The following is a 24,557-nucleotide window of genomic DNA, read 5'->3' on the forward strand; positions in this document are numbered from 1 at the left end:
GAAAAAATTTGACTATCAACACGCAATAAATTGCAACGCGTATTAATTATTGAAAATAAGGATAAAAGCTCTAACGTAACGCTTTCTGGATATTGCTTCCCGCAGATCGAAATGTTCGTAGAGTGTCACCAATTTTTACGCCCACATTGGGTGTTAGGTATTTAATGAATCAATCCTCAACAGAAAAACACCACTTAATCCTAACTCCAGGTGCCACGCAAAAAAAATACTGGCGTGACCTGTGGACATTCCGGGAGCTGTTCCTGATCCTGGCATGGCGTGATATTTCAGTTCGTTATAAACAAACTGTTATAGGAGCCCTATGGGCAGTACTTCGCCCGCTACTAACAATGATTGTATTCACAATTGTCTTTAGCCGCGTAGCGGGATTGCCAAGCAGCGGTGATGCACCTTATGCCTTAATGGTTTTGGCAGGCATGTTGCCTTGGATGCTGTTTTCAGCGTCGTTGGGAGATACATCAAATAGTTTGATATCAAATGCCAATCTGATCAGTAAAGTTTACTTCCCTCGCATGATTATTCCTGCGGCAACAATCATCGTGTCTGTTGTTGATTTTTTGGTGAGCTTTTTTGTTCTGCTTCTAATGATGTTGTACTACCAATATTGGTCTGGCTGGCAAATACTTTGGCTCCCGGCTTTTGTTTTATTAGCTGTACTAGCTAGCTTAGGCCCCGGATTATTAGCTGCTTCACTCAATGTAAAATATCGGGATTTTCGCTTTATTGTTCCTTTCATCGTTCAATTTGGCATTTATATTTCTCCAGTTGGATTTAGCAGCACTGTAGTGCCTGAAAAGTGGCGTCTACTTTATTCAATCAACCCCATGGTCGGAGTAATCGATGGATTTCGATGGTGCATTCTTGGGGGTGATAGCCCAATATACTGGCCCGGTTTTGTTGTTTCTCTAGCCGTCGTCATGCTTTTCTTATACCTCGGAGTACGGACGTTCAGAAAAACTGAAAGAAAATTTGCAGATATAATATGACAACTTCTGAATTCGCAATACGCGTCCAAGGCCTAGGAAAAAAATACACAATCGGTCATCAGGACAAAAGTGAGGGTTACCTCTCATTGAGGGATTCACTTACCCAAGGAACTCGACAATTAGCGCAACAAGCATTCAATATCATTTCTGGTCGGCAGCATGCTCCCCGCACACGAAACGAAGATATATGGGTGCTTGATGATGTGAGCTTTGACATCACACCTGGTGAAGTCGTTGGGATTATTGGAAAAAATGGTGCAGGCAAGAGTACCTTGCTTAAGGTACTCACGCGCATCACAGATTTATCACGTGGACGAATCGAGATCAACGGCCGCGTAGCAAGCTTATTAGAGGTTGGAACTGGCTTTCACCCTGAACTAACAGGCAGGGAAAATATTTACCTCAATGGCAGTATTCTCGGGATGAGTAGAGCCGAGATTAAAAAGAAATTTGACACTATCGTGGATTTCGCTGGCGTCGAAAAGTTTCTTGATACTCCCGTAAAGCGATATTCAAGTGGCATGTATGTCCGTTTGGCATTCGCTGTTGCCTCCCATCTTGATCCAGAAATTCTTTTAATCGATGAAGTATTGGCAGTGGGTGACATGGAATTTCAGAAAAAATGTCTGGGCAGGATGGATGAAGTAGCAAAAGATGGAAGAACTGTCCTATTTGTCAGTCATAGTCTTCCTATGGTTTCTTCGTTGTGCTCTAGCTGCATTCTTTTGGATTCAGGGCGTGTAGTTGCACAAGGCTCCACATCCGATATCGTACTAAGATATCAAACAGGTGCTGACGTCAACTCTTCCAAAATTGATTTTGGAAACAAAACAAACCCTCCGGGTGATGAATATGTGACTTTGGATTCGGCTTGGGTGGAAAATTCAGCTAATGCACAAACTTTAGAATTCTCCATCTTTGAACCGATTCGACTTTGCATACGATTTAGAGTTAATAAAACTCTTTCCAAATCGCCGCTACCAAACGTTCACGTTACAGACAGTGCTGGCAACTATGTTTTTGTCGCATCCCCGCATAATTGGAACGAACAAACCGCCATTGCACCTAACGAGTACACCGCGTGCTGTGTTATCCCCGCTCATCTATTGAACGACGGAATGTTTTCTGTCGGAATTGCGGTAAATCATTTTCAAAACGGACTGTCTACCGCCTTCTTCATACAGCATGCTCTTAGCTTCTATGTTTTAGATCGAATTGAACAAAATCCTTTACGCCAAGAATCAGGCTGGGCGGGTCGCATCCCAGGGGTAATTCGACCTTTGCTTGATTGGAATATTGTGGGGGGACGATGAAGGCCGTTATTCTTGCAGGTGGCTTGGGCACCCGTATTTCTGAAGAAACACATCTCAAACCTAAACCCATGATCGAAATCGGCGGTAAGCCGATCCTGTGGCACATCATGAAGATGTATTCGGCACATGGCGTAAACGACTTTGTGATTTGTTGCGGATACAAGGGTTACGTTATCAAGGAGTACTTCGCCAACTACTTCCTGCACATGTCCGACGTTACTTTCGACATGGCTCACAACCAAATGGAAGTGCATCAGCAAAAGGCTGAACCTTGGCGTGTAACGCTGATCGATACCGGCGAAGAGACACTTACCGGGGGACGTTTGCGCCGTGTGGCCGAGTATGTAAAAGACGAAGAAGCCTTTTGCTTCACCTATGGCGATGGCGTTTCCGATCTGGACATCAGCAAGGGAATTGCCTTTCACAAACAACATGGCAAACTCGCTACTGTTACTGCCGTACAACCTCCCGGTCGCTACGGAGCGCTCCAACTAAACGGTCACAGTGTCAGCGGTTTTTCGGAAAAACCACGAGGCGATGGCGGCCTTATCAATGGCGGCTTTTTTGTTCTGTCGCCCAAGTGTATTGATCTCATCGAAGGCGACCATTCCAGTTGGGAAGGAAAACCGTTGATGCGCTTGGCTGCCGATGACCAACTGAGAGCTTTTGAACACAAAGGTTTCTGGCAACCCATGGATACGTTGCGCGAGAAGAATATGCTGGAAGATTACTGGGCTTCAGGTAAAGCGCCGTGGAAAGTATGGCCTTAAACCGTTCATTCTGGCGTGGCAAACGCGTTTTCCTGACCGGGCATACTGGCTTCAAGGGCGGCTGGCTAGCGTTATGGCTCAGCGAAATGGGGGCAGAAGTACACGGCTATGCGCTTGCTCCTTCGACTCATCCAAGCTTTTATACTGCGACTGGCCTGGAGGAGCGCCTCTCTTCCAGTACGATCGCCGACATTCGCGACAGCAGTACGCTGCAGGCCAAGTTGCTCGCTGTAGCACCAGACATAGTCATGCATTTGGCCGCTCAGCCGCTAGTCCGCTACTCCTACGCGTCTCCCGTGGAGACCTACGCAGTCAACGTGATGGGCACTGTGAATCTTCTCGAAGCCATACGTTACTCAGCTGGAGTCAAGGCCGTGTTGAACGTCACGACCGACAAATGTTACGAGAACCGCGAGCGAAATCTACCTTACGTCGAGGATGAGGCGCTCGGTGGCTACGACCCTTATTCGAGCAGCAAGGCATGCTCGGAACTGGTGACCTCCGCCTATCGCCGCTCTTTCCTCGCCGCCCAAGGCATTGCTCTCGGTAGCGCCCGTGCCGGCAATGTGATCGGCGGAGGTGACTGGTCAGCGGACCGTCTTTTGCCCGATTTCCTGCGCGCTATCGATGCTGGTGAGACGCTGACCATTCGCTATCCCCAGGCAATCCGTCCGTGGCAGCACGTGCTGGAGCCGCTGTCGGGTTATCTTCAACTGGCTGAAAAACTGTATACCGAAAACAGCGCTTTTGCAGAGGCCTGGAACTTCGGCCCTGAAGAAACCGATTCACGCCCAGTCGAATGGCTGGTCGAAAATCTTTGTGCGCGCGTACCAGGCGCTAGTTGGCAGTGCGAACAAACACTTCAGCCACACGAGGCTGGTCTGCTCAAACTGGATAGCAACAAGGCCAAACAACGCCTGCACTGGCGCCCACGCTGGATACTCGAGCAAGCGCTGGCACACACGGTCGATTGGCACTTGGCTTGGCGCGAAGGCGCCGACATGCGTGCGTTCAGTCTGCAACAGATCGCTACCTACGAAACGGCAATGAGCATCGCATGAGCAACCGTTTCGATATCCAGACGACGCAGTTAGCAGACCTCAACGTGCTCGTACGCAAACCGCTGGGAGATAGCCGCGGCTATCTCGAACGCATGTTTTGTGTGAACGAGCTGCAGGATATTTTCGGTGCACGCCGTATCGTGCAGATCAACCATACGTTAACGCAGAACAAGGGCACTGTGCGCGGCATGCATTTCCAATACGCCCCACACGCCGAAATGAAATTTGTATCGTGCCTGCAAGGATCGGTATTCGACGTAGTGATCGATCTGCGTAAGGGCTCCCCCACTTTTCTTCAATGGCATACCGAACTGTTGAGCGCCGACAACCACAAGACCCTTGCGATCCCGGAAGGTTTCGCGCATGGATTCCAAACCCTGACAGACAACTGTGAAATGCTCTATCTGCACACTGCCGCCTACGCCGCCGACTCCGAAGCCGGCTTGAATCCGCTAGACACCAAACTGTCGATTCCATGGCCTATGCCCATCACTGAAATGTCGCAACGCGATGCAGCACATGCTCTCATCACCACCGGTTTCGAAGGAGTGATGCCATGAAGTGTCGCCACTGTGCAAACGAACTGAAGCTGCCGCTGGTCGATCTCGCTAGCGCCCCTCCATCGAACGCCTATCTCACGGAACAATCCCTACATGCACCGGAAAAATGGTTCCCATTGCGGGTGTTGGTATGCGAACAATGCTGGTTGGCACAAACTGAAGACTTCGCCCAAGCAGACGAATTATTTGATGCAGACTACGCCTATTTCAGCGGATTCTCCACAAGCTGGCTAGCGCACTCGGAACGGTATGTCACCGACATGAGTACTCGTTTCGGCCTCGATGCACAATCGCATGTCGTCGAAGTTGCAGCCAATGACGGTTACCTGCTTCAATACGTGAAGGCGCGCGGCATTCCGTGCACTGGCGTGGAACCCACCGCAAGTACCGCTGCCGTCGCACGTGCCAAGGGCATCGATATCGTTGAGGCTTTCTTCGGCGTTGAACTAGCCAAGATCCTGGTCGCGGAAGGCAAACAGGCCGACCTGACGGCAGCCAACAATGTCCTCGCCCACGTGCCAGACATCAATGATTTTGCCGCTGGCTTTGCACTATTGCTCAAAGAACGGGGCGTTGCCACCTTCGAGTTCCCACATCTGTCGAAGTTACTCGCGGAAACGCAATTCGATACTATTTATCACGAGCACTTTTCATATCTATCTCTAACAGCGGTGCAGCGTATATTCGCCGCCAATGGTTTGGCCGTATTCGATGTCGAGGAGTTGCCCACTCATGGCGGCAGTCTGCGCGTCTACGCGCAACGCGCCGATACCGGCCAGCACGCGACATCTGCGCGCGTAGCTCAGGTACTGACTGCCGAAAAGGCAAGCGGCATGTTGAGTACTGAGCACTATCGTGACTTTCAAGTGCGCACCGATCGTATCAAGTACGAACTGATCCGCTTCCTACTCGACGCAAAACGCGATGGCAAGCGTGTTGCAGCGTATGGTGCCGCTGCCAAGGGCAATACCTTGCTCAACTATGCAGGTATTCGCGCTGATCTCATTGATTTCGTAGTAGACCGCAATCCAGCCAAGCAAGACAAATACATGCCGGGTAGCCGCATTTCCATAGTTTCCGAGGAACGTCTAAAGCAGGAAAAGCCCGACTATGTATTAATCCTGCCGTGGAATTTGAAGGCCGAACTGGAAGTCCAGCTAGGCTACGTCAAGGAATGGGGTGGCAAGCTCGTGACCGCGATTCCGCGCCTGGAGATCGCATGAGCCAGCGCATCTACTACACCAAACCATCGATTACCGAACTGGAAATCGAGTATGCCAACGACGCCGTTCGCAACGGTTGGGGAGATCACTGCTACGAATACATCGTACGCTTCGAGGAGGCATTTAAGCAGCACCTCGGCGTCAAGTACGCAATTGCTACCTCGAGTTGTACCGGCGCGCTGCACATGGGCATGGCTGCGCTTGGCATCGGCCCTGGCGACGAAGTGATTATGGCCGATACCAACTGGATCGCGTCTGCTGCACCTATCGTGCATCTGGGCGCCAAGCCGGTATTTGTGGACATCAAGTCAGACAGTTGGTGCCTCGATCCGGACAAGGTCGAAGCAGCCATTACACCAAAAACCAAGGCCATACTGGCAGTACATATCTACGGCAATCTATGCGACATGGATCGTCTCTTGGCTATTGGTGCCAAGCACGGCATTCCGGTCATCGAAGATGCTGCGGAAGCGATCGGCTCGCAGTATCAGGGCAAACGCGCTGGCAGCATGGGTGCGTTCGGCAGCTTCTCTTTCCACGGCACCAAGACTATGACCACCGGCGAAGGTGGCATGTTCGTGACCAACGATGCCGCACTTTACGAGACGGTACTGACACTTTCAAATCACGGTCGTGCACGCGGGCAAACCAAGCAGTTCTGGCCCGACATGGTCGGCTTCAAGTACAAAATTTCGAATGTGCAGGCCGCCATCGGTTGCGCTCAAGTAGAGCGAATCGATGATTTGATCACACGAAAGCGCGAAATTATGGCTGTGTATCGAGAGATATTAGCGCCAATTGCGGGCGTTTCGCTGAATCCCGAGCCTGCTGGTGTAGTGAATGGTGCCTGGATGCCGACTGTCGTTTTTGCCGACGAAATGGGCGTTACCCGTGAAATCCTAATGAAAGCATTTGCCGAACAAAACATTGATGCCAGGGTGTTTTTTCATCCGCTTTCGAGCCTGCCAATGTTCAAGTCCGAGATTGCAAATCACTTCGCTTGGAGCATTCCGGAAAGGGCTATCAATTTGCCAAGTTATCACGAAATCAGCAAAGGTGAGTTGGGCCGGGTAACGGCAGTGATTCATCGCTTACTCGACACTGTCCGAAACTAACGTGCTCAATAATTTTTAAGGAAAGAAAGCTATGCGCGATACACTGACTCAAAGTGAAATCAAAGCCTATCACCGGGACGGATTCGTAGTTCTCCGAAATTGTTACGATCTTGAAACAGAGATTCTGCCTATTCAGCGCGCAATCGGAGAGCTCATCTGTCTCATCCGCGAGCACAATGGTTACGAAGTCACCGTCCCCGAAAACTGGGCGAGCTTCGACCATCAGTTCGCTGATCTGATTTCACATGACCGCCGCCTGGGTGGAGTCGTGTATGACGCCATTAAACAAATCCCCGCTTTTGTCCGCCTAGTATGCTCCAGCGGCCATGAAAAGTTATACAACCAGTTGATCAAAGCTGAGTTGATCGGTATCGCTGCCGGCGGTTACGGCATCCGTATCGACAATCCAAGCGAAGAGCGTTTCCGCGTAGATTGGCATCAGGAATACCCGGCTCAACTCCGCAGCGTTGATGGAGCTGTATTTTGGAGTCCCTTGGTGCCGATAGAAGAAAATATGGGGCCAGTACGTATTTGCCCAGGATCTCAAGTAGAAGGGCTAGTGCCGGTGCATACCACCGACCCAGAGAACCCTGGTAAAGCCGGTGCGTATGCACTCATTCTTGAAAATCGTGAAGAGCGTATCGCTCGTTATGAACAAGTTGCCCCTTTGTTGAATCCTGGTGATCTATTAGTCATGGATTTTCTCACCCTGCACGCCTCGGGCTGTAATGTGAGTCAAAGGTCGCGCTGGTCCATGCAAAGCCGCTTATTCAATTTTCGCGAAAAGACAGGAATTTCGCACGAGTGGAGCGGCTCCTATGCCGCAGGTAAAGACTTCAGCAAAATCCACCCTGAACTGGTCGTCAAAACAGGTGCTTTATGAGTAAAATCTGCAATGTATGCGGGGGAGCCTTATCTCCTTGCATATATGAGTCGGGAGGCGAGACATCCGTAGATTCATTGTGCCGAATTGTCAAACTAACGACCTATGTACATATGTGTCCGGTATGCGCGCACGTTCAAACGCAGGAGCAGCTTGACACTGACGCTTATTATGATAAGGGCTACGACATCCTCATGGAAAGCGAGGACGAAGACCAGATCTATGAGGTCATCGACGACAATCCCGTTTATCGGACCGAACATCAGGTAAAAACACTACTGGACAAGTTAGACCTGAAGCCAGGTACTGTGATGCTCGACTACGGATGCGCAAAAAGCAGCACTTATCGGACACTTAGCAATCTTCGTCCAGATTTGCAACTCCATCTATTCGATGTAAGCGAGCGCTACGTTCCGTTCTGGTCCACGTTTTCATCTGCGGATAATTGGTCAACTTACACACCGCGTCCAGAATGGGAAGGAAAATTTGAAGTCATCACCTCTTTCTTCGCATTTGAGCATATTGTTGAGCCAAATCATGCGTTAGCGAATGTCGCCAAACTCCTGAAACCAGGTGGCAAGTTCTACTGTATTGTCCCGAATATCTTCACGAACATCGCCGATTTCGTAGTGGTCGACCATATCAACCATTTTACGGAAGCATCTCTGCTCTATTTGTTTTCTAGCGCCGGATTCAATACGGTGGAGATTGATACTCACTCGCATCGTGGTGCATTTGTAATTATCGCCGAAAAATCATCCGACAAGTTTCAGCAAACGGATGTCAGTCGCTTTGTGAAAAATATTCAGGATATAGCCACCTTCTGGTCAACTGCCGCAACGAAAACCCGAGAATTCGAACGCACATTAGCAGCTGACGAAGTACTGGCCATCTACGGGGCAGGTTTTTACGGCACATTTCTGTACACGGCACTTGAATCGCCTGAGCGCGTGACTTGCTTCCTTGATCAAAATCCTTTCCTAGTAGGGCATTTGATTCAAAGCAAACCCGTCATCAAACCGGCAGACATAAATGTTGATGTAACTACCCTGCTTGTCGGGCTGAATCCGGTCTCTGCTAAAGGGATTTTGAAAAAAATGCCCGACTTGGATAACCTACGCAAGTTCTTCCTATAAGGGTCACAGTGACGACTTTGGCAACAACAGTACGACTTGGCATCATTGGTTCAAGTGGTGGTAGCGCCTTGATCGCTGCCGATGCGTGCCTGCGTGCAGCCGGACTCAAGATCGAATGGATCGTCGTTACAGATAGGGAATGTGGTCTGGAACAGTGGTCGCGTGAAGTTGGTCACCCTACGTATCGGCTGCAATACGAAAGTGCTGCAGCATTCTCGGCGGAGGCACATGCGCTGTTTAAAACCTCCGGTTGTAAGGATGTACTCATGTTTTATACACGACGTGTGACAGCACCTCTGATTGATGATCTACGTGTCTGGAACATCCATCCATCTTTGTTGCCGGCCTTTGCTGGCTTGCGGGGAGTGGAAGACGCGTGGAAGGCTAAAGTCGCGATTTTCGGCGCAACACTGCACCGTGTCGATGCAGGACTTGATACAGGGGAAATCCGGGCGCAGGTAGCCGCGCCATTACGACAAGACCACGATCTGCAAAGACTACAGCGGCTCAGCTATCTACAAAAGACCTGGCTGACCTTAGTTTGGTTTTACATGGTAAGAGGCATCGATGTAGTGATGGCCAATATGCCTTGCGAACCTGGTGTGGCTTTAGCTTGGCCCGGCCTCCCCGAGCCCCTCTACACAGCTTACTGTAACTGGGTTTCACGTGAAGAAAAGATCGGCGTATGAAGGTAGTCATTTCACAATCTATGTATTTTCCTTGGGTCGGTCTGCTGGAACAGATTCGTCAGGCTGATATATTTACGCATTACGACGATGTGCAATTTACTCGTGGCTTTTACAACCGGGTTCAGGTAAAAACCGCCCGAGGGATGCAATGGCTTACAGTTCCATTACGTGACCAACATCGAGGCCAGTTGATCAGTGAGGTCATGGTGGACGAGAGCAGCGATTGGCGCTCACGGCACCTTGATGTGCTCAAACAAGCGTATGTGAATGCGCCGTATTGTGAAGAGATGTTGACTTTAGTCGAAGGAGTGTTTAAGCGACCCATCAGTTCACTGGCCGACGTCTCACGCAATTCCATCGTTGCTTTGGCAGAATACTTCGAGCTAACTCAGAGTACCCGCTTCGTTTGTTCCCAAGAGACTGGCGTATTCGGGAGTAGCAGCCAGCGGCTGTGCGATTTGTGTGTCGCACTCGACGGAGATATTTACGTTACGGGACATGGTGCTCGCAACTATCTTAACCACCAGATTTTCGAGAACAAGGGCATCGAAGTGCGATATATGAAGTACAACTGTGCGCCTTATCCGCAATTAAACGGGGCTTTCACCCCTTATGTAACCGGTCTAGATTTAGTGGCGAATTGTGGCAAGGAAGGTCGCCGCGTCATTCAATCTGAGGCCATCAACTGGAAAGCATTCATCAATGGATCCGATTAAACAATTTCAAGAAGAAGTTCAGGAAAACATCGCCAGCCTCGGCCGCGACTTAGATTTGCAAGCATTGTCCCGAATCTGGACTCGGGAAATTTCTCCACACAAGTGGGCGTACAATTTTTCTTGGATGGGACGCCCCGCGATTCAGTTCCCTAACGATGCCTGGGCGCTGCAAGAATTGATCTGGGAAATTCGCCCTGACCTCATTATCGAGACCGGCATTGCACACGGTGGCTCGCTAATGTTTAGTGCCTCCATGTTGGCGTTGCTGGATATGTGTGACGCGATAGAGTCAGGACAGAACCTTGATCCTAAAGTTTCTAAGCGAAAAGTGCTAGGTATCGACATCGATATTCGTGCGCACAATCGCACCGCGATCGAAGCCCATCCTCTGGCATCCCGCATCCAGATGATTCAAGGATCTAGTATTGCCGCCGAAACCATCGAACAGGTTCACCAAATTGCGAGCAACTACAAGCGCGTACTCGTCTGCCTAGATAGCAACCACACGCACGAACATGTATTAGCCGAATTAAATGCATATGCACCGTTGGTTAGTAAAGGCAGCTACTGCATTGTTTTAGATACTATTGTCGAAGACATGCCAGACGATTTTTTCCCCGACCGTCCTTGGGGGCCTGGTAACAATCCAAAAACTGCAGTATGGGAATACTTGAAGTCACATAACGAATTTTCCATTGATAAATCAATTGATCACAAGTTATTGATTTCAGTAGCACCTGATGGATTCTTAAAAAGAACCAGTTAAATTTTTCTGTTGCGAATCTAATCAGTTAGATTCGCAAAAATAAAAGTAAAAATAAATTTTGACCGGATAGAAAAAATTAAGGTAAGAAAATTTGAAGTTCTCATTGATCTATCCGACTAGACATCGCCCCAAGTTTATTGAGGCTGCATTGGCGTTTCTGGAGCGTGAAACATATAACGATTTCGAAATAATTGTTTCCGACAATTACACGAATCCAGCATTATCGTGTGAAACTTATTGCCGGAAGTCTCTATTAAAAAATATTAAATATGTTAGGCCGCCCGCCCCTCTCGGCATGGTTGCCAATTGGAACTATGCGCTTCAGTATGCGACCGGCGACTATGTCTGTTTTTTCACAGACAAAATGTTTTTGTTGCCCGGAACGCTCGCATATGTAGCGGAGATTCTGCAAAAAAATCCAACTGAAATCCTAAACTGGGTTGACAGTAAATTCACGCCATTAAAGTTTCCAGATTATTTTGGAATGGGAGATTACGTAAGAGGTGTTTCCGAGATTTCACCGAACAAACACTTTGAAGAATTTGACCCCAAAGAAGAGCTTAGAAAAAAAGCCTTCGCCACGGTATCAAGGCACGAACAGGGATCATCTCATTATGTTCGCGGAAAAATTTGTTTTGGTGCTTACGATAGACATCTAATAACGCGCATTATGGAGAATACAGGCCAACTTTTTTACAACGTTAGTCCTGATTACACATCCATGATTCTCGGGTTATCGTATGCGAATTCTGCAATGGAAATCAATCGACCAGGAATCGTCCACATAAACACTGATTTAAGCAACGGTGGTCAATCGAACATACGGGACGAACATGCTCTTTCTTATTTAAACAGCCTGAGTGAGTCTGAGCAGCTTTTTGAAGAAATGCTCGTTCCATATTTGTATTCAAGTCCACACAATATTGTTGCTCGCGACTACGTGTCGCTTAAACATAGGTTCGATCTTAAATATGAATTAAATCGAATCAACTGGCTTGTCTACGTCACCGAGGATTTGGATATCTCCGGGCGCATTTGGTCATCTCCCCAAATAGCGCAGAAGCATAGGGAACTCCTTGCATGTTTTGTTAATGAAAAACTAAATGAATCGGAGCGGGAGCAATATTTTTCCAGGTTAAAACAGCGCTTACCTGTAGAGGAAACGACTGCGATGCGGAGGACAGCAATTAAAAATAAGGTAAAGGTCCTCTTAAGACAATTGATTCCAGAGTTTGCTCTGGAAATGCGCAGAAAATACCATGGTCCCGAACAACGAACACGTCCAACATCTGTCCGGCTTCGTTTGCAAGATCTTTTAGAAAGAGATAAGTACTGAGTGGCGACTTATTAGAATAGCGTTAGATTTTGATTAACGCTCTCGCCCCCGTCTTGGATTAAGGTCTTCGAATCAGGGCAATATAAATACCAACAGGCCCAGTTTGTTGTCGGTATTAAATGAAGGTTGGGTATGTTGAAGCTTTGTGTTTCATTGTTTGTAATATGACCACATAATCCGGAGCCCCCTGTATCGGTTCGCCCTATACGCATTAAGTGAAACGGGCTCTTGCATTGAGAGGACAATAGTTGTGTGCGGAATCTTCGGTTTTGTAACAAAGGCACCGCTAAGTATTGAGGCGGCAAGCAAATCGCTTCATGATGGCATGGAACGAATTAGACATCGTGGCCCCGATGGTTCGGGTACTTGGGTCAGTCGCGACGGCTTCGCAGGTTTAGGGCATGTGCGACTGGCAATTATTGATATCGAATCGGGTACGCAGCCCATGTCGAGTGAAGATGGTCGCTATACGATTATTTTCAACGGCGAGGTCTATAACTACATCGAGCTGAGGGAAGAACTCGGCGGTGAGTTTCGGACACGATCGGATACAGAAGTGGTCCTGCGTGCTTATCAACGTTGGGGGGCCGCCAGCCTCGGACGATTGCGCGGTATGTTTGCAATCGCCATTTGGGATGCCCTCGAACAAAAACTGTTTCTCGCAAGAGATCGGTTCGGTATTAAACCCCTATACTGGGCGAATACAAAAAATGGGCTGTACTTTGGTTCTGAGCTGAAGGCTCTGCTGCCCTTCCTGGACAGTCGCACGGTGAATGGCAAGGCGCTATCGGATTACTTCACTTTTCAATTCTGTTTGGGTGAGAAGACCCTGGTAGACGGGGTATCGCAATTGCCGGCCGCTCATTACGCCACCATAATCCCGGGGCAAGAGCCACGCCAAACACGTTACTGGGAAGTCCATTACAACATTGACTATGAACATACCGAGCGCTGGTTCTCGGAACGTTTACGCGAGTTGTTGGAGGATTCTGTACGCATGCATCTTCGCGCCGACGTTGAAGTTGGTAGTTACGTCAGCGGAGGTGTTGATTCCAGCCTGCTTGCCGCGCTAGCTCGGGATGCGCGTCCTGATGAACGTTTCCAGGCATTTAATGGGCGCTTCAGCGAGGGAGCGGATTTTGATGAGTCTCGATATGCAGCAGCACTGGCAGATGAGCAGAATATGCAGTTGCATGTTGCCGATATCGGCGAACAAGACTTTGTCGATCACATTGCCAAGGTAATCTGGCACCTCGATCAACCCACCGCAGGCCCAGGTGCGTTTCCGCAATACATGGTGTCAAAGCTGGTTGGCAAAAACGTGAAGGTTGTAATCGGCGGCCAGGGTGGCGATGAGATATTCGGCGGCTATGCTCGCTACCTCGTGGCTTATTTTGAGCAGTGTATCAAGGGGGCTATCGAAGGCACTCTTCATAGCGGCAATTATCTCGTGACCTACGAATCAATCATTCCCAATCTCGAGACCTTGCGGCAATACAAGCCGATGCTAAAAGAATTCTGGGCCAACGGAGTATTCGGAGAGCGTGATGATCGTTATTGGCGCTTGGTTAATCGGGCGAATACCTTTGGCGGCATATTAAATAGTGAGGCTATGGATCAACGCGCAACCATGGCTGAATTCAAGAGTATCTTCTGGGGCGAAAATGTTGGCAAGGAATCATATTTTGATGCTATGACTCATTTCGATTTCAAGACACTGTTACCAGCATTGCTTCAGGTGGAAGACCGAATGAGCATGGCACATGGAGTGGAAGCTCGCGTCCCCTTCCTTGACCACCCGCTTGTCGAATTCGCCGCCACTATTCCCGCGGATATCAAGTTCAAAAACGGTGAGTTGAAGCGTCTTCTCAAGACGGTGTTTTCCAATCGGCTACCGCAGGCGATCACGAACAGAAAAGACAAAATGGGCTTTCCTGTTCCAATCAATCTATGGCTCAAGCGTGGTGGTAAGGCACGCGATCTGATTGGTGACATTCTAGGTTCGGAGCGAGCCAAATCCCGCCCCTATTTGGCCCCCGGCATGTCAGTCGACGCGCTACTGGATTCGCAGAGCATTTACGGACGTAATCTCTGGGCTTTGTTAAGCCTTGAGCTTTGGCACCAACAATTTATTGACTAAGCATGGATCGACTAAGCATTCTCGTTCTACATAGCCTCGGGGATCCTGCCTTTGCGCCGGCCTTTTTAAGCCATCACGTGTTTGCGCTGCAGAGAAATTTCCCGGAGCACGACTACCTCTATCACGATGCTACGCTCCCACTGCCGGAGTACGTAACAGAACAGGACTTCGATGCAATCGTGCTGGACGTTACGTTCCTGACAGCACGCTGGGCTTCGCTTGATTTTCTGCAGGCGAGGAAAGATGCATATGCTTTTGTTCGCGAATCAGGCGCCGTCAAGATTGCATTCCCGCAAGATGAGTACGATTGCAATGTTTTGCTGGATGACTGGATGTGCGAGTGGAATATCGACGTGGTGTTCTCCGTAATCGCATCTGGTTGGGACGTCCTATATCCCCGCTATCACAAGCATGGCACCATACGCCTCGGTTATACCGGTTACATTGATGAAAGCTTGATCGATAGACCAACCCAACCTTTTCAGGCAAGAACCATTGATATTGGCTACAGGGCAAAAAAATTGCCACCGTACTTTGGCAGAGTCGGACAGACAAAATGGACGATTGGGAGAGATGTCGCCCGACTTGCAACACATACGGGATTGAATGTCGATATTGAACTGGGGGATAAAGGAACTTTGTTCGGAGACGCGTGGTTGAAGTTTATCGATAACTCCAAATTTACGCTGGGTGCGAATAGTGGCAGCAGTCTTCTGGATCCTACCGGCGAAATTCAACGTCACGTTCGGACTTATATTGCGACCAATCCAGATGCAACATTCGAAACGGTCGAAGCCGCATGTTTTGCCGGACAGGAAGGGTTATACAGTTTTACTGCGATCTCTCCGCGCGTCCTTGAAGCGGCCCTCCTGGATAGCGCACAAATACTTGTAGATGGTGACTACAGCGACATCATAAAACCGGGAGAACACTATATCCCCATACGCCAGGATGCAAGCAACTTCGAAGAAGTGCGCGCCGCCATGTCTGATACCACTGAGGTAATCAAGATGATCAAGCGTTGCAGGGAAACCATCCTAAGCGTCGACGCCCTGCGCTATCGTAACAAAGCCAAAATGACGCTGGAATTGATAGGGGATCTGGCTGCCCGCAAGAACCTTGCACCCAACCGCGAACGCGCCCGCAGCAACATTACCCGTTACATGACGGAGATGCCGGCCAAGTATAAATCCCGCTGGCGCAGCCAACAATTCCGTGCAAGGGTGGCAAATGCTGTTGCCCCCTATCCTGTGCTGCATAGTGCACTCAGGTCGGCGGCACGGATTTTTCGTTGAGTATTAATTAGACATATGTGCGGAATACTTGGTGGAGTGTGGCGAGGAACATCGCCTTTAGCATCTCAATTTGACAAAGCTCTCGAAGCCCTGCGTTTTCGGGGCCCGAATGACAGCGGCATAGAACGATTCGAATGCGGCCCATCGCAGGTAGTGCTCGGACATACAAGACTCTCGATCATCGATTTGAGTTCGGCGGGCCATCAACCAATGGAAACCCCGGATGGCCGCTATTCGATCATCTTCAATGGAGAGATATATAACTATCTTGAGCTGCGCACCGAGCTTAAGACTTTAGGGCATACATTTTCTTCCGACTCTGACACGGAAGTGTTACTAGTCGCATGGCGCCAATGGGGTGCTGAATGCCTGCAAAAACTCGTCGGCATGTTCGCTTTTGTCGTTCTCGATAAAGCAGCCCTTACGCTGACCTGCGTTCGTGACGCCTTCGGAATCAAGCCGTTTTTTTACACCCAAGAGCAAGAAACGTTTCTTTTTGCGTCTGAAATCCCCGCAATCAAATCGCTAAAGCGAGAGAAATTGACGGTGAACTGGCAGCGTTCATACGACTATCTTGTACATGGAGAATACGACAGTCGAGCTGAGAGCTTTATTGAAGGCATAGCGCATCTACAAGCTGGACATTTGCTCCAGGTCGATTTGACTACGGGAAAACACTCCGAGCCCCGTAAATGGTGGATACCTAGTGTCACCGAACGAACAGACTTGAGTTTCGGGCAGGCTGTCGAACTTGTCAGAGAACGCTTTCTCGACAGCATACGTTTGCATTTACGTAGTGACGTTGCGATCGGCGCCGCCCTTTCCGGCGGCGTGGATTCATCTGCTGTCGTTTGCGCGATGCGCTATTTAGAACCAGACTTACCGATCAATACCTTCAGCTTTATCGCGGCAGACAGTCGGGTAAATGAAGAAAAATGGATAGATATTATTAACAGGCATGTCGGTGCAAAGGCTCATAAAGTTAGCATCACAGCAGATGAGCTTGTACGTGATATCGATACTCTGATTCATGCTCAGGGCGAGCCGTTTGGCAGCATGAGTATTTACGCACAGTATCGGGTCTACCAGTTGGCCAAAGAGAATGGCGTGACCGTAACGCTGGATGGCCAGGGGGCGGATGAAGCGCATGGCGGCTATACCGGTTTTCCTGGAGAACGGATTCGTAGCTTGCTCGATCGCGGGCATTTCGGTGAGGCCGCAACGTTTCTTGCCAATTGGGCCAAGTGGCCCGGTCGCAGCGTGAAAACCGGCTTACGTGCTGCTCTCGCAGAACTCAGCACCGGTCTGTCGCATGAAATGATGCGTGCGCTGGCAGGAATGAACCAGGTACCTGACTGGATACGCAGCGATGTCGCTAAAGATATGGGAATTGTCGGCAGAATAGAACGCTACCGTTCGGGCCATGAGGCCTCTGGCCGACGCGTGGTAGCTCAGATGTCTAACATGCTGACCCGTCACGGCCTGCCTGCCTTGCTACGTCATGGCGACCGAAACTCAATGCGCTTCTCTGTAGAGAGCCGGGTGCCTTTCCTGACATTGGATCAGGTTGAACTCATGCTTTCAATGCCTGAACGCTTTCTTGTTTCGCCATCGGGTGAAACCAAGCATCTGTTTCGCGCAGCGATGAAGGGTATTGTCCCTGACGAGGTGTTGTTCCGGAAAGATAAAATCGGCTTCGAACCCCCTGAAAAAGAATGGATTCTTTCCATTGCCGGCCAAGCCCGGACCTGGTTGAGCGAGGACATGCAGATCCCATTTATACGCAGGGACATGCTGCTGGCACAGTTCGATGACGTCATTGCAGGTCGGCGAGCCTTCTCCTGGCAAGTCTGGCGTTGGATCAATTTTTACAGATGGAAAGCCTGTGTTGCCGACTAAAGAATCTTCAAACCTGAAAACGGATAAGAAGTCGCGCCCTCCGGTCAGGATCTTGCACCTGACGCATACCGATATCCCTTCGGACAATCGTATCCTGAAGGAAATCTTGGCGTTGGCAGACGTTCCCCATTTTGAGTTGCATGGCATCGGGATTCGTCTGCGCCTGGGAGCCAAAGACACGAATGTGTCGCCGCGAGCGAAAATCACATCATTGGCACTGGCGACACGCAAATTGCGTTTCCTTCCCGGCCCGGTCAGGCATCTGATTGTTGCTATTGAAATGATGGCGCGTCTGTTTTTTCAGGGGTTGAAAGTACGACCTCATGTTATCCACTGTCACGACACACCTGCACTTCTGGTCGGCGTTTTGCTCAAACACTGTTTCAAGGCCCGGCTTATCTATGATGCCCATGAATTGGAATCGAACAAAAATGGGCAATCGCGCGCAATTGCCAGACTGACATTATGGGCAGAACAAGTTGCGTGGTCCTCCATCGACCATCTCGTCACAGTAAGTCCCTCGATCATTGCATGGTATGAACAGCATCTTGGTCCGAAACCAAGCTCTTTAATCCTGAATTCGCCACTTTTTGCAGCGGCTGGAGAGCAAGAAAAAGGTTCAGGCACACCGCGCTATTTTCACGAGAAATTTGGCATTCCCCAAAGCGCAAAAGTTTTTCTGTATCTGGGCCTATTAGTGAACGGTCGTGGCATCGAAAAAATGCTGGCTGCGTTCTCGAGAGAGAATGTGGCTTCGCATCTCGTATTCGTGGGCTATGGTTCGCTTGAGAATGAAATTCAGTCGGCGGCTCAAACTTTCAGCAACATACATCTGCATCCGCCGGTGCCGCATGAAGAAGTCGTCGCCTTGTCGAGGAGCGCAGATTACGGTTTGTGCATTATCGAGAACGTCTCCTTGAGCGACTACTATTGCCTGCCGAACAAACTCTTTGAGTATGCATTTGCGGGCATTCCCGTGCTGGCATCGGATTTTCCGGATATAGCCCATACGGTGCAGCAGTATGGATTGGGCGAATGCTGTGAGGTCAATATTAATTCTATCGTCGCAGCAATTGACCGCATCGAAGCTGGAAAATCCGTGCATCTGCCTCAGGACTTGCACGCATTAGGCTGGCAAACCCAAAGCGCACGGTTGCAGCAGGCCTATACATCTCTGATTGGGTAATAACGAAACATGCCGCCCTCCACTATCAGAATTGCACATCTCACTTCGGCACATCCCAGAGATGATGTGCGTATTTTCCACAAGGAATGCAAGAGTCTGGCCGTAGCCGGATATGAGGTTCATCTCGTGGTGGCCGACAATCTTGGTGCCGAGCAGCAAGGCGGAGTCGCCATTCATGACGTCGGCAAACGGGGGGGACGCCTCGCACGCGTGGCAGGCGCTACCCGGCGGGTTCTTAAGCAGGCTTTAGCTTTGGATGCCGATATTTATCACCTGCATGACCCGGAGCTGTTGTGGGTTGGTCTGGTGTTATCGATGAAAGGTAAGGCTGTTATCTTCGACGCGCACGAAGATGTATCACTACAGCTTTTGAATAAGCCATACCTGACGCCATTTATTTTGAAAATCGCTGCCCGGGTCTATTCAGCCGTAGAGCGTTTTGCCTGTAAAAGACTCACAGGTGTGGTGGCTGCAACCCCGTTTATTGGAGCAAAGTTCAGGACGATCAATCCGGACACCGTAGAAGTATGCAACTATCCAATTCTTGTAGAATTTTCGCCTAGTGAAAATTGGGATACCAAACCCGATGAAGTCTGTTACGTCGGCGGCTTGTCTGGTGTTCGTGGCATTCGACAAATTGTCACCGCCATGTCGTCCGTAAAAAGCGATGCCCGATTAAATCTCGCGGGTGGTTTCTCTGAAGCCGACCTCAGGATTGAGGTGCAATCGATTCCTGGCTGGGAACGAGTTAATGAGTACGGAGTTCAAAACAGGCTCGGTGTCAGTCAAATTTATGAACGATCGCGCGCCGGCCTGGTGACTTTATTGCCCATCCCCAATTATCTGGACGCGCTACCGGTCAAAATGTTTGAATACATGTCGGCAGGCATTCCTGTGATCGCCTCAAATTTTGCATTGTGGCGGGGTATCGTCGATGAAAATGCTTGTGGGCTATGCGTAGACCCTGAAAACCCCACAGAAATTGCTTCCGCCATCGACTATTTACTGACGCATCCTGCAGAAGCAAAACAAATGGGCGACAACGGCCGACGTGCCGTTTTATCCCGCTATAACTGGCTCAATGAGGAAACACAACTACTCGATTTCTATCGATATGTGGTATCTACTCATGTTCACTAAATCACCTAACTAACAGGCAACTCAAATGTGCGGAATTTTTGGCATCGTCTCACCGGTACCGGTACTCGAAAGCGAACTCGATATCCTGGTCAGACATTCTCAACAACGCGGCCGTGATTCCAGTGGCCTGCTTGTATACAGCAAAGATGCATATAGCGCGTATCGAGCAGACTATCCAATTACCAGACTGCTGAATGAAGTACGCCCATTTTCGAATCATATCGTGATGGGCCATAGCAGACTTATCACAAATGGTTTAGGCGACAACCAACCTGTGATCCGCGAAGGAATTTGCGTACTTCATAACGGCATTGTCGTAAACGATGAGGCTATCTGGCCGCAGATCGGTAAAGAACGCGAGCTGCAAATTGATACCGAGGCAATTGCCGCCATCGCATCCGCACACCTGGATGCGGGCAAATCATTGGAAACGCTACCGGCAAGTATTCTTGATCTGTGTCGAGGCGTCGTCGCATGCGCATTATCAGTTCCAAGATTGGGCAAGCTTTGTCTCTTTTCGAACAACGGCAGTCTTTATACAGGCACCAAGAATCACGCCATTTACTTTGCGTCTGAGCGCTATCCATTAACAGTGATCGGCTGCGAGAATATCGAACAGGTGCGTGAGGCCGTATTTGTAGACATTCCATCCTCTGCAACAGACATCACAATCTGTGATCGCAGAGAGCGCACGACCAACCTGATTCCGGGCCTTTCCTTGTCCGGAGAAGAAGAAAAGCTGCTCGTCTATCGTCGCCACAATTTACGTCGCTGCACAAAATGCATACTTCCAGAAACTATGCCTTACATCAGCTTTGACGCCGATGGTGTCTGTAATTATTGCAAACATTACAAACCGCGAAATAAGCCAAGACCGAAAGAGGAATTGTTCGAGTTGGTGGAGTCATATCGACGCAAAAATGGCAACGATTGTATCGTGCCGTTTTCCGGTGGACGCGACAGTTGTTATGGTTTGCACCTGATTGTCAAAGAACTGCAAATGAAACCGATCACCTATACCTATGATTGGGGCATGGTGACGGATCTGGGGCGACGTAATATCAGCAGAATGAGCGCCGAACTTGGTGTCGAAAACATTATTGTCGCGGACGATATCGATCAAAAACGCAGAAATATTAAAAAAAACCTGGCGGCATGGCTCAAATCACCTCATCTTGGAATGATCAGCATTCTTACTGCCGGCGATAAGCATTTTTTCCGGCATATCGAGACAGTCAAAAAACAAACCGGGGTTAGCCTGAATCTCTGGGGCGTGAATCCGCTCGAAGTCACCCATTTCAAATCGGGATTTTTAGGGGTCCCTCCGGATTTCGAGGAAAAACGCGTTTATTCACATGGCGCGCTCAAGCAATTGCGCTATCAGTATCTGCGCGTCAAGGCCATGCTAGCCAGTCCTGGATACTTCAATTCATCCTTATGGGACACGCTGTCTGGAGAGTATTACCGCAGCTTTGCAGAGAAAACCGATTACTTCCATATTTTTGATTATTGGCGTTGGGATGAGCGTCAGATCGATGACACGCTGGCTGAATATGATTGGGAAAGAGCCCCCGACACCAACACGACATGGCGCATCGGCGATGGAACTGCCGCATTCTACAATTACATCTACTACACCGTTGCAGGCTTTACAGAACACGATACCTTCCGCAGCAACCAGATCCGCGAGGGTGACTTGTCCCGGGAAGAAGCCTTGGCCTTGGTGGATGATGAAAATCGCACAAGATATCCCAACATTAAATGGTATCTGGATGCAGTAGGCATGGACTTTAAGGAAGTCATTTCCGTAGTTAATAATATTCCACGGATGTATTGATGTCTGTACAAAGCAATCGTTGTGTCTGGTACATATCGAAATACGTATCGCCACCGTCGAAAGGCAGTTCAGGCGCACGCGGCTATCTCATCATGCGCGAATTTTCTCGCATGGGCTATCGCAGTTTGATCATCACGTCTGACTCCAATCAGCTTGCAGAAGTACCGAAACTCGAGCAGTCACATCTTTTACAGCACGTCGATGGTATGCAGTTGCTCTGGGTACGGACCATGAAGTACGCCGTCGCCAAATCGCTCAAACGAATCCTGAGTTGGCTGGATTTCGAATGGCGACTTTTGCGCCTGCCGAAAGAGTCACTGCCCCGCCCGGATGTCATCATCGTTTCGAGTTTGTCACTACTCACGATTCTTAACGGCTTCCTTTTACGAGCACGCTATAAATGCCGTCTGATTTTCGAAATCCGAGATATCTGGCCCCTGACAATTACCGAAGAAGGTGGATTTAGTCGCTGGAATCCCTTGGTAATCGGTCTGGGCGCTATTGAAAAGCTAGGCTACCGATATGCAGATGCCATCGTCGGCACCATGCCCAACCTTGGAGAACACGTCGCCCGCGTTCTGGGCAAGGATAAGAAAACCTACTGTATTCCAATGGGAGTCGACGAAGCGACCTTGGCTGCCCGTGATGAACTGCCTGCAAATTACGTCGAAAAACACATTCCAAAAGATAAATTCATTGTCACGCACGCTGGGACTATCGGCATCACCAATGCACTAGACACCATGCTTGATTGCGCAGAGTCGATGAAAGACGATCCGCGCATCCATTTCCTCGTCGTTGGCGAAGGAGATCTGCGCGCGTATTACGAGGACAAGTATGCTCATTTATCAAATCTGACGTTCGCGCCGCGCGTGCCCAAACAACTGGTTCAGGCTGTACTTGCACGCTGCGATTTATTGTATTTTTCGGTGCATGTATCCAAAGTATGGCAATACGGACAATCCTTGAACAAGGTAATTGACTACATGCTGGCAGGCAAACCCATTGTTGCCTCCTACACCGGCTATCCTTCCATGATTAATGAAGCGGAATGTGGCACCTACGTTCCTGCCGGTGATCTTGCTGCATTACGCCAGGAAATCCTTAAATACGCGGCGATGGATCAGACCCAGCGCATCACCATAGGAAGCCGTGGCCGCGAATGGATACTGGCAAATCGCCGCTACGAGAAATTAGCGGAAAACTATCTGGATATATTGTTTGATCAACCAACCAAGCGACCACAGGAATGAAACGCCTGTTTGACCTCATGGTATCGGCGGGCTTACTGCTCGCGCTCAGTCCCATATTGCTTGTATTGTATGGCCTGGTTCATTTCAAACTAGGTGCTCCCGCACTGTTTCGCCAAATTCGCCCTGGCCTGCATGGTGAACCTTTCACGATGGTGAAATTTCGCACCATGACCGACGCCCGGGACGAAAAAGGCGAGTTACTTTCAGATAGTGAGCGCCTCACGAATTTCGGACGTTTTCTGCGTGCAAGCAGTTTGGATGAGCTACCAGAGTTATGGAATGTTCTGAAAGGTGAGATGAGCCTTGTCGGACCTCGCCCGTTACTCATGGAGTATTTACCGCTGTATTCAGCAGAACAAGCACGACGCCACGAAATGCGTCCAGGCATTACGGGATGGGCACAAATCAACGGACGCAACGCGGTCAGTTGGAGTGACAAGTTTCGATTAGATGTCTGGTATGTAGACCATCAATCGTTCTGGCTCGACATACGTATTTTGATACTTACAGTGAAAAAGGTATTGGTGCGAGATGGCATCAATGCAGCTGGAGAAGCAACCACTTCCAAATTCGATGGAGACAAGAAATGAAGCGACTTGCCTTGCTGGGCGCCAGCGGCCATGGGAAAGTTGTGGCAGAGGCCGCCCTGGACAGCGGATGGGAATCGATCATTTTTTTTGACGATGCGTGGCCATCGGTCAAACAAAATGGCAGATGGCCGGTTGAAGGAAACACCGCTACCCTGCTTGAAAAGCTGAAGAGTTTTGATGGCGTCATAGTCTCAATCGGCAACTGCAAAATACGTTGGCAAAAGTATCTAGAGCTCGCTTCACTCAATGCTCCCCTTGCAACAATCATTCATCCGTCCGCAACCGTCAGTCAGTATGCATCGATTGGGAGCGGCAGCGTCGTACTCGCAGGCGCATGCATCAACATCGATGCAGTAATTGGGCAAGCCGGGATCATTAATACCGGCGCGACAGTTGATCATGACTGCGAACTTGCAGATGCCGTACACATATGTCCAGGCACACATCTATCCGGTAACGTCTCTGTCGGTCATCAAAGCTGGGTTGGAGTTGGCGCAACAGTAAAGCAAGGGATAACTATAGGCGCTGATGTGATGGTAGGTGCCGGTGCTGTGGTAATCGCACCTATCCCTGATTCCTGCACAGTTGTTGGCAATCCAGCCCGGCCAATACACGGCAAATCCAATTCATAAAAAGAAACTC

At 49.4% G+C, this 24,557-nt stretch carries 22 protein-coding genes; all 22 read left to right on the forward strand.

Translation table 11 applies throughout. From position 1 onward, the window contains the following. The first annotated feature begins 164 nt into the window (after positions 1-164). The 22 genes from IXC47_RS03120 to IXC47_RS03225 all read left to right on the forward strand — a co-directional run bounded on the left by IXC47_RS03120 (position 165) and on the right by IXC47_RS03225 (position 24,547). Positions 165-1,007: an ABC transporter permease gene (locus IXC47_RS03120; protein ID WP_195874657.1), complete on the forward strand. Its 843-nt coding sequence runs from the start codon at positions 165-167 to the stop codon at positions 1,005-1,007. After that, on the forward strand, positions 1,004-2,320 hold the full coding sequence (locus IXC47_RS03125) for an ABC transporter ATP-binding protein (protein WP_195874658.1): 1,317 nt from the start codon (positions 1,004-1,006) through the stop codon (positions 2,318-2,320). The genes IXC47_RS03120 and IXC47_RS03125 overlap by 4 nt, the downstream gene beginning before the upstream one ends. Then, a complete protein-coding gene (gene rfbF / locus IXC47_RS03130) occupies positions 2,317-3,090 on the forward strand; it encodes a glucose-1-phosphate cytidylyltransferase (protein ID WP_195874659.1) in 774 nt (257 codons plus the stop codon). The genes IXC47_RS03125 and rfbF overlap by 4 nt, the downstream gene beginning before the upstream one ends. After that, on the forward strand, positions 3,081-4,151 hold the full coding sequence (gene rfbG, locus IXC47_RS03135; RefSeq protein ID WP_195874660.1) for a CDP-glucose 4,6-dehydratase: 1,071 nt from the start codon (positions 3,081-3,083) through the stop codon (positions 4,149-4,151). Before rfbF ends, rfbG begins: the two co-directional genes overlap by 10 nt. After that, the gene (locus tag IXC47_RS03140; protein ID WP_195874661.1) at positions 4,148-4,711 is read left to right on the forward strand and encodes a dTDP-4-dehydrorhamnose 3,5-epimerase family protein; all 564 of its coding nucleotides are present in this window, start codon (positions 4,148-4,150) and stop codon (positions 4,709-4,711) included. Before rfbG ends, IXC47_RS03140 begins: the two co-directional genes overlap by 4 nt. After that, on the forward strand, positions 4,708-5,934 hold the full coding sequence (locus IXC47_RS03145) for a class I SAM-dependent methyltransferase (RefSeq protein ID WP_195874662.1): 1,227 nt from the start codon (positions 4,708-4,710) through the stop codon (positions 5,932-5,934). The genes IXC47_RS03140 and IXC47_RS03145 overlap by 4 nt, the downstream gene beginning before the upstream one ends. Next, positions 5,931-7,049 carry a DegT/DnrJ/EryC1/StrS family aminotransferase gene (locus IXC47_RS03150; RefSeq protein WP_195874663.1) on the forward strand — a complete coding sequence of 373 codons (1,119 nt, stop codon included), beginning with the start codon at positions 5,931-5,933 and terminating at the stop codon, positions 7,047-7,049. Before IXC47_RS03145 ends, IXC47_RS03150 begins: the two co-directional genes overlap by 4 nt. 31 nt (positions 7,050-7,080) lie before the next feature. Further along, entirely contained in the window at positions 7,081-7,932 is an 852-nt protein-coding gene (locus IXC47_RS03155; RefSeq protein WP_195874664.1) for a phytanoyl-CoA dioxygenase family protein, read from the forward strand. A 194-nt stretch (positions 7,933-8,126) separates the two neighbouring features. Next, positions 8,127-9,068, forward strand: a complete 942-nt coding sequence (locus IXC47_RS03160; protein ID WP_195874665.1) for a class I SAM-dependent methyltransferase — start codon at positions 8,127-8,129, stop codon at positions 9,066-9,068. A gap of 17 nt (positions 9,069-9,085) precedes the next feature. Further along, entirely contained in the window at positions 9,086-9,757 is a 672-nt protein-coding gene (locus tag IXC47_RS03165; protein ID WP_195874666.1) for a formyltransferase family protein, read from the forward strand. Next, on the forward strand, positions 9,754-10,473 hold the full coding sequence (locus IXC47_RS03170; RefSeq protein ID WP_195874667.1) for a WbqC family protein: 720 nt from the start codon (positions 9,754-9,756) through the stop codon (positions 10,471-10,473). Before IXC47_RS03165 ends, IXC47_RS03170 begins: the two co-directional genes overlap by 4 nt. Beyond that, positions 10,460-11,239, forward strand: a complete 780-nt coding sequence (locus IXC47_RS03175; protein ID WP_195874668.1) for a cephalosporin hydroxylase family protein — start codon at positions 10,460-10,462, stop codon at positions 11,237-11,239. The genes IXC47_RS03170 and IXC47_RS03175 overlap by 14 nt, the downstream gene beginning before the upstream one ends. Before the next feature lie 91 nt (positions 11,240-11,330). After that, positions 11,331-12,575, forward strand: coding sequence for a glycosyltransferase family 2 protein (locus tag IXC47_RS03180; RefSeq protein ID WP_195874669.1), 1,245 nt, complete (start codon positions 11,331-11,333; stop codon positions 12,573-12,575). Positions 12,576-12,825: 250 nt separating this feature from the next. Continuing rightward, positions 12,826-14,715 (forward strand): asparagine synthase (glutamine-hydrolyzing), encoded by a 1,890-nt coding sequence (gene asnB / locus IXC47_RS03185; RefSeq protein ID WP_195874670.1) that lies wholly within the window; start codon positions 12,826-12,828, stop codon positions 14,713-14,715. Between the two features lie 2 nt (positions 14,716-14,717). Then, the gene (locus IXC47_RS03190) at positions 14,718-16,010 is read left to right on the forward strand and encodes a hypothetical protein (protein ID WP_195874671.1); all 1,293 of its coding nucleotides are present in this window, start codon (positions 14,718-14,720) and stop codon (positions 16,008-16,010) included. Between the two features lie 15 nt (positions 16,011-16,025). After that, on the forward strand, positions 16,026-17,909 hold the full coding sequence (gene asnB, locus IXC47_RS03195; RefSeq protein ID WP_195874672.1) for an asparagine synthase (glutamine-hydrolyzing): 1,884 nt from the start codon (positions 16,026-16,028) through the stop codon (positions 17,907-17,909). Further along, positions 17,896-19,095 (forward strand): glycosyltransferase, encoded by a 1,200-nt coding sequence (locus tag IXC47_RS03200; protein WP_195874673.1) that lies wholly within the window; start codon positions 17,896-17,898, stop codon positions 19,093-19,095. Before asnB (IXC47_RS03195) ends, IXC47_RS03200 begins: the two co-directional genes overlap by 14 nt. Positions 19,096-19,161: 66 nt before the next feature. Next, on the forward strand, positions 19,162-20,235 hold the full coding sequence (locus IXC47_RS03205; RefSeq protein ID WP_326838357.1) for a glycosyltransferase: 1,074 nt from the start codon (positions 19,162-19,164) through the stop codon (positions 20,233-20,235). 25 nt (positions 20,236-20,260) lie between these two features. Further along, complete coding sequence (locus tag IXC47_RS03210) at positions 20,261-22,072, forward strand: glucosamine 6-phosphate synthetase (protein ID WP_195874675.1); 1,812 nt, start codon at positions 20,261-20,263, stop codon at positions 22,070-22,072. Further along, the gene (locus tag IXC47_RS03215) at positions 22,072-23,325 is read left to right on the forward strand and encodes a glycosyltransferase family 4 protein (protein WP_195874676.1); all 1,254 of its coding nucleotides are present in this window, start codon (positions 22,072-22,074) and stop codon (positions 23,323-23,325) included. Before IXC47_RS03210 ends, IXC47_RS03215 begins: the two co-directional genes overlap by 1 nt. Beyond that, positions 23,322-23,915, forward strand: a complete 594-nt coding sequence (locus tag IXC47_RS03220) for a sugar transferase (protein WP_195874677.1) — start codon at positions 23,322-23,324, stop codon at positions 23,913-23,915. The genes IXC47_RS03215 and IXC47_RS03220 overlap by 4 nt, the downstream gene beginning before the upstream one ends. Then, a complete protein-coding gene (locus tag IXC47_RS03225) occupies positions 23,912-24,547 on the forward strand; it encodes an acetyltransferase (protein WP_195874678.1) in 636 nt (211 codons plus the stop codon). The genes IXC47_RS03220 and IXC47_RS03225 overlap by 4 nt, the downstream gene beginning before the upstream one ends. Positions 24,548-24,557 lie beyond the last annotated feature (10 nt).

Source organism: Herminiimonas contaminans, from assembly GCF_015645465.1.
Taxonomy (GTDB): Bacteria; Pseudomonadota; Gammaproteobacteria; order Burkholderiales; family Burkholderiaceae_D; genus Oxalicibacterium; species Oxalicibacterium contaminans.

Coding starts and splice junctions, on each gene's coding strand:
- IXC47_RS03120 (WP_195874657.1), top strand. CDS start 165: ATGAATCAATCCTCAACAGAAAAACACCACTTAATCCTAACTCCAGGT.
- IXC47_RS03125 (WP_195874658.1), top strand. CDS start 1,004: ATGACAACTTCTGAATTCGCAATACGCGTCCAAGGCCTAGGAAAAAAA.
- rfbF (WP_195874659.1), top strand. CDS start 2,317: ATGAAGGCCGTTATTCTTGCAGGTGGCTTGGGCACCCGTATTTCTGAA.
- rfbG (WP_195874660.1), top strand. CDS start 3,081: ATGGCCTTAAACCGTTCATTCTGGCGTGGCAAACGCGTTTTCCTGACC.
- IXC47_RS03140 (WP_195874661.1), top strand. CDS start 4,148: ATGAGCAACCGTTTCGATATCCAGACGACGCAGTTAGCAGACCTCAAC.
- IXC47_RS03145 (WP_195874662.1), top strand. CDS start 4,708: ATGAAGTGTCGCCACTGTGCAAACGAACTGAAGCTGCCGCTGGTCGAT.
- IXC47_RS03150 (WP_195874663.1), top strand. CDS start 5,931: ATGAGCCAGCGCATCTACTACACCAAACCATCGATTACCGAACTGGAA.
- IXC47_RS03155 (WP_195874664.1), top strand. CDS start 7,081: ATGCGCGATACACTGACTCAAAGTGAAATCAAAGCCTATCACCGGGAC.
- IXC47_RS03160 (WP_195874665.1), top strand. CDS start 8,127: ATGGAAAGCGAGGACGAAGACCAGATCTATGAGGTCATCGACGACAAT.
- IXC47_RS03170 (WP_195874667.1), top strand. CDS start 9,754: ATGAAGGTAGTCATTTCACAATCTATGTATTTTCCTTGGGTCGGTCTG.
- IXC47_RS03175 (WP_195874668.1), top strand. CDS start 10,460: ATGGATCCGATTAAACAATTTCAAGAAGAAGTTCAGGAAAACATCGCC.
- IXC47_RS03190 (WP_195874671.1), top strand. CDS start 14,718: ATGGATCGACTAAGCATTCTCGTTCTACATAGCCTCGGGGATCCTGCC.
- asnB (WP_195874672.1), top strand. CDS start 16,026: ATGTGCGGAATACTTGGTGGAGTGTGGCGAGGAACATCGCCTTTAGCA.
- IXC47_RS03210 (WP_195874675.1), top strand. CDS start 20,261: ATGTGCGGAATTTTTGGCATCGTCTCACCGGTACCGGTACTCGAAAGC.
- IXC47_RS03215 (WP_195874676.1), top strand. CDS start 22,072: ATGTCTGTACAAAGCAATCGTTGTGTCTGGTACATATCGAAATACGTA.
- IXC47_RS03220 (WP_195874677.1), top strand. CDS start 23,322: ATGAAACGCCTGTTTGACCTCATGGTATCGGCGGGCTTACTGCTCGCG.
- IXC47_RS03225 (WP_195874678.1), top strand. CDS start 23,912: ATGAAGCGACTTGCCTTGCTGGGCGCCAGCGGCCATGGGAAAGTTGTG.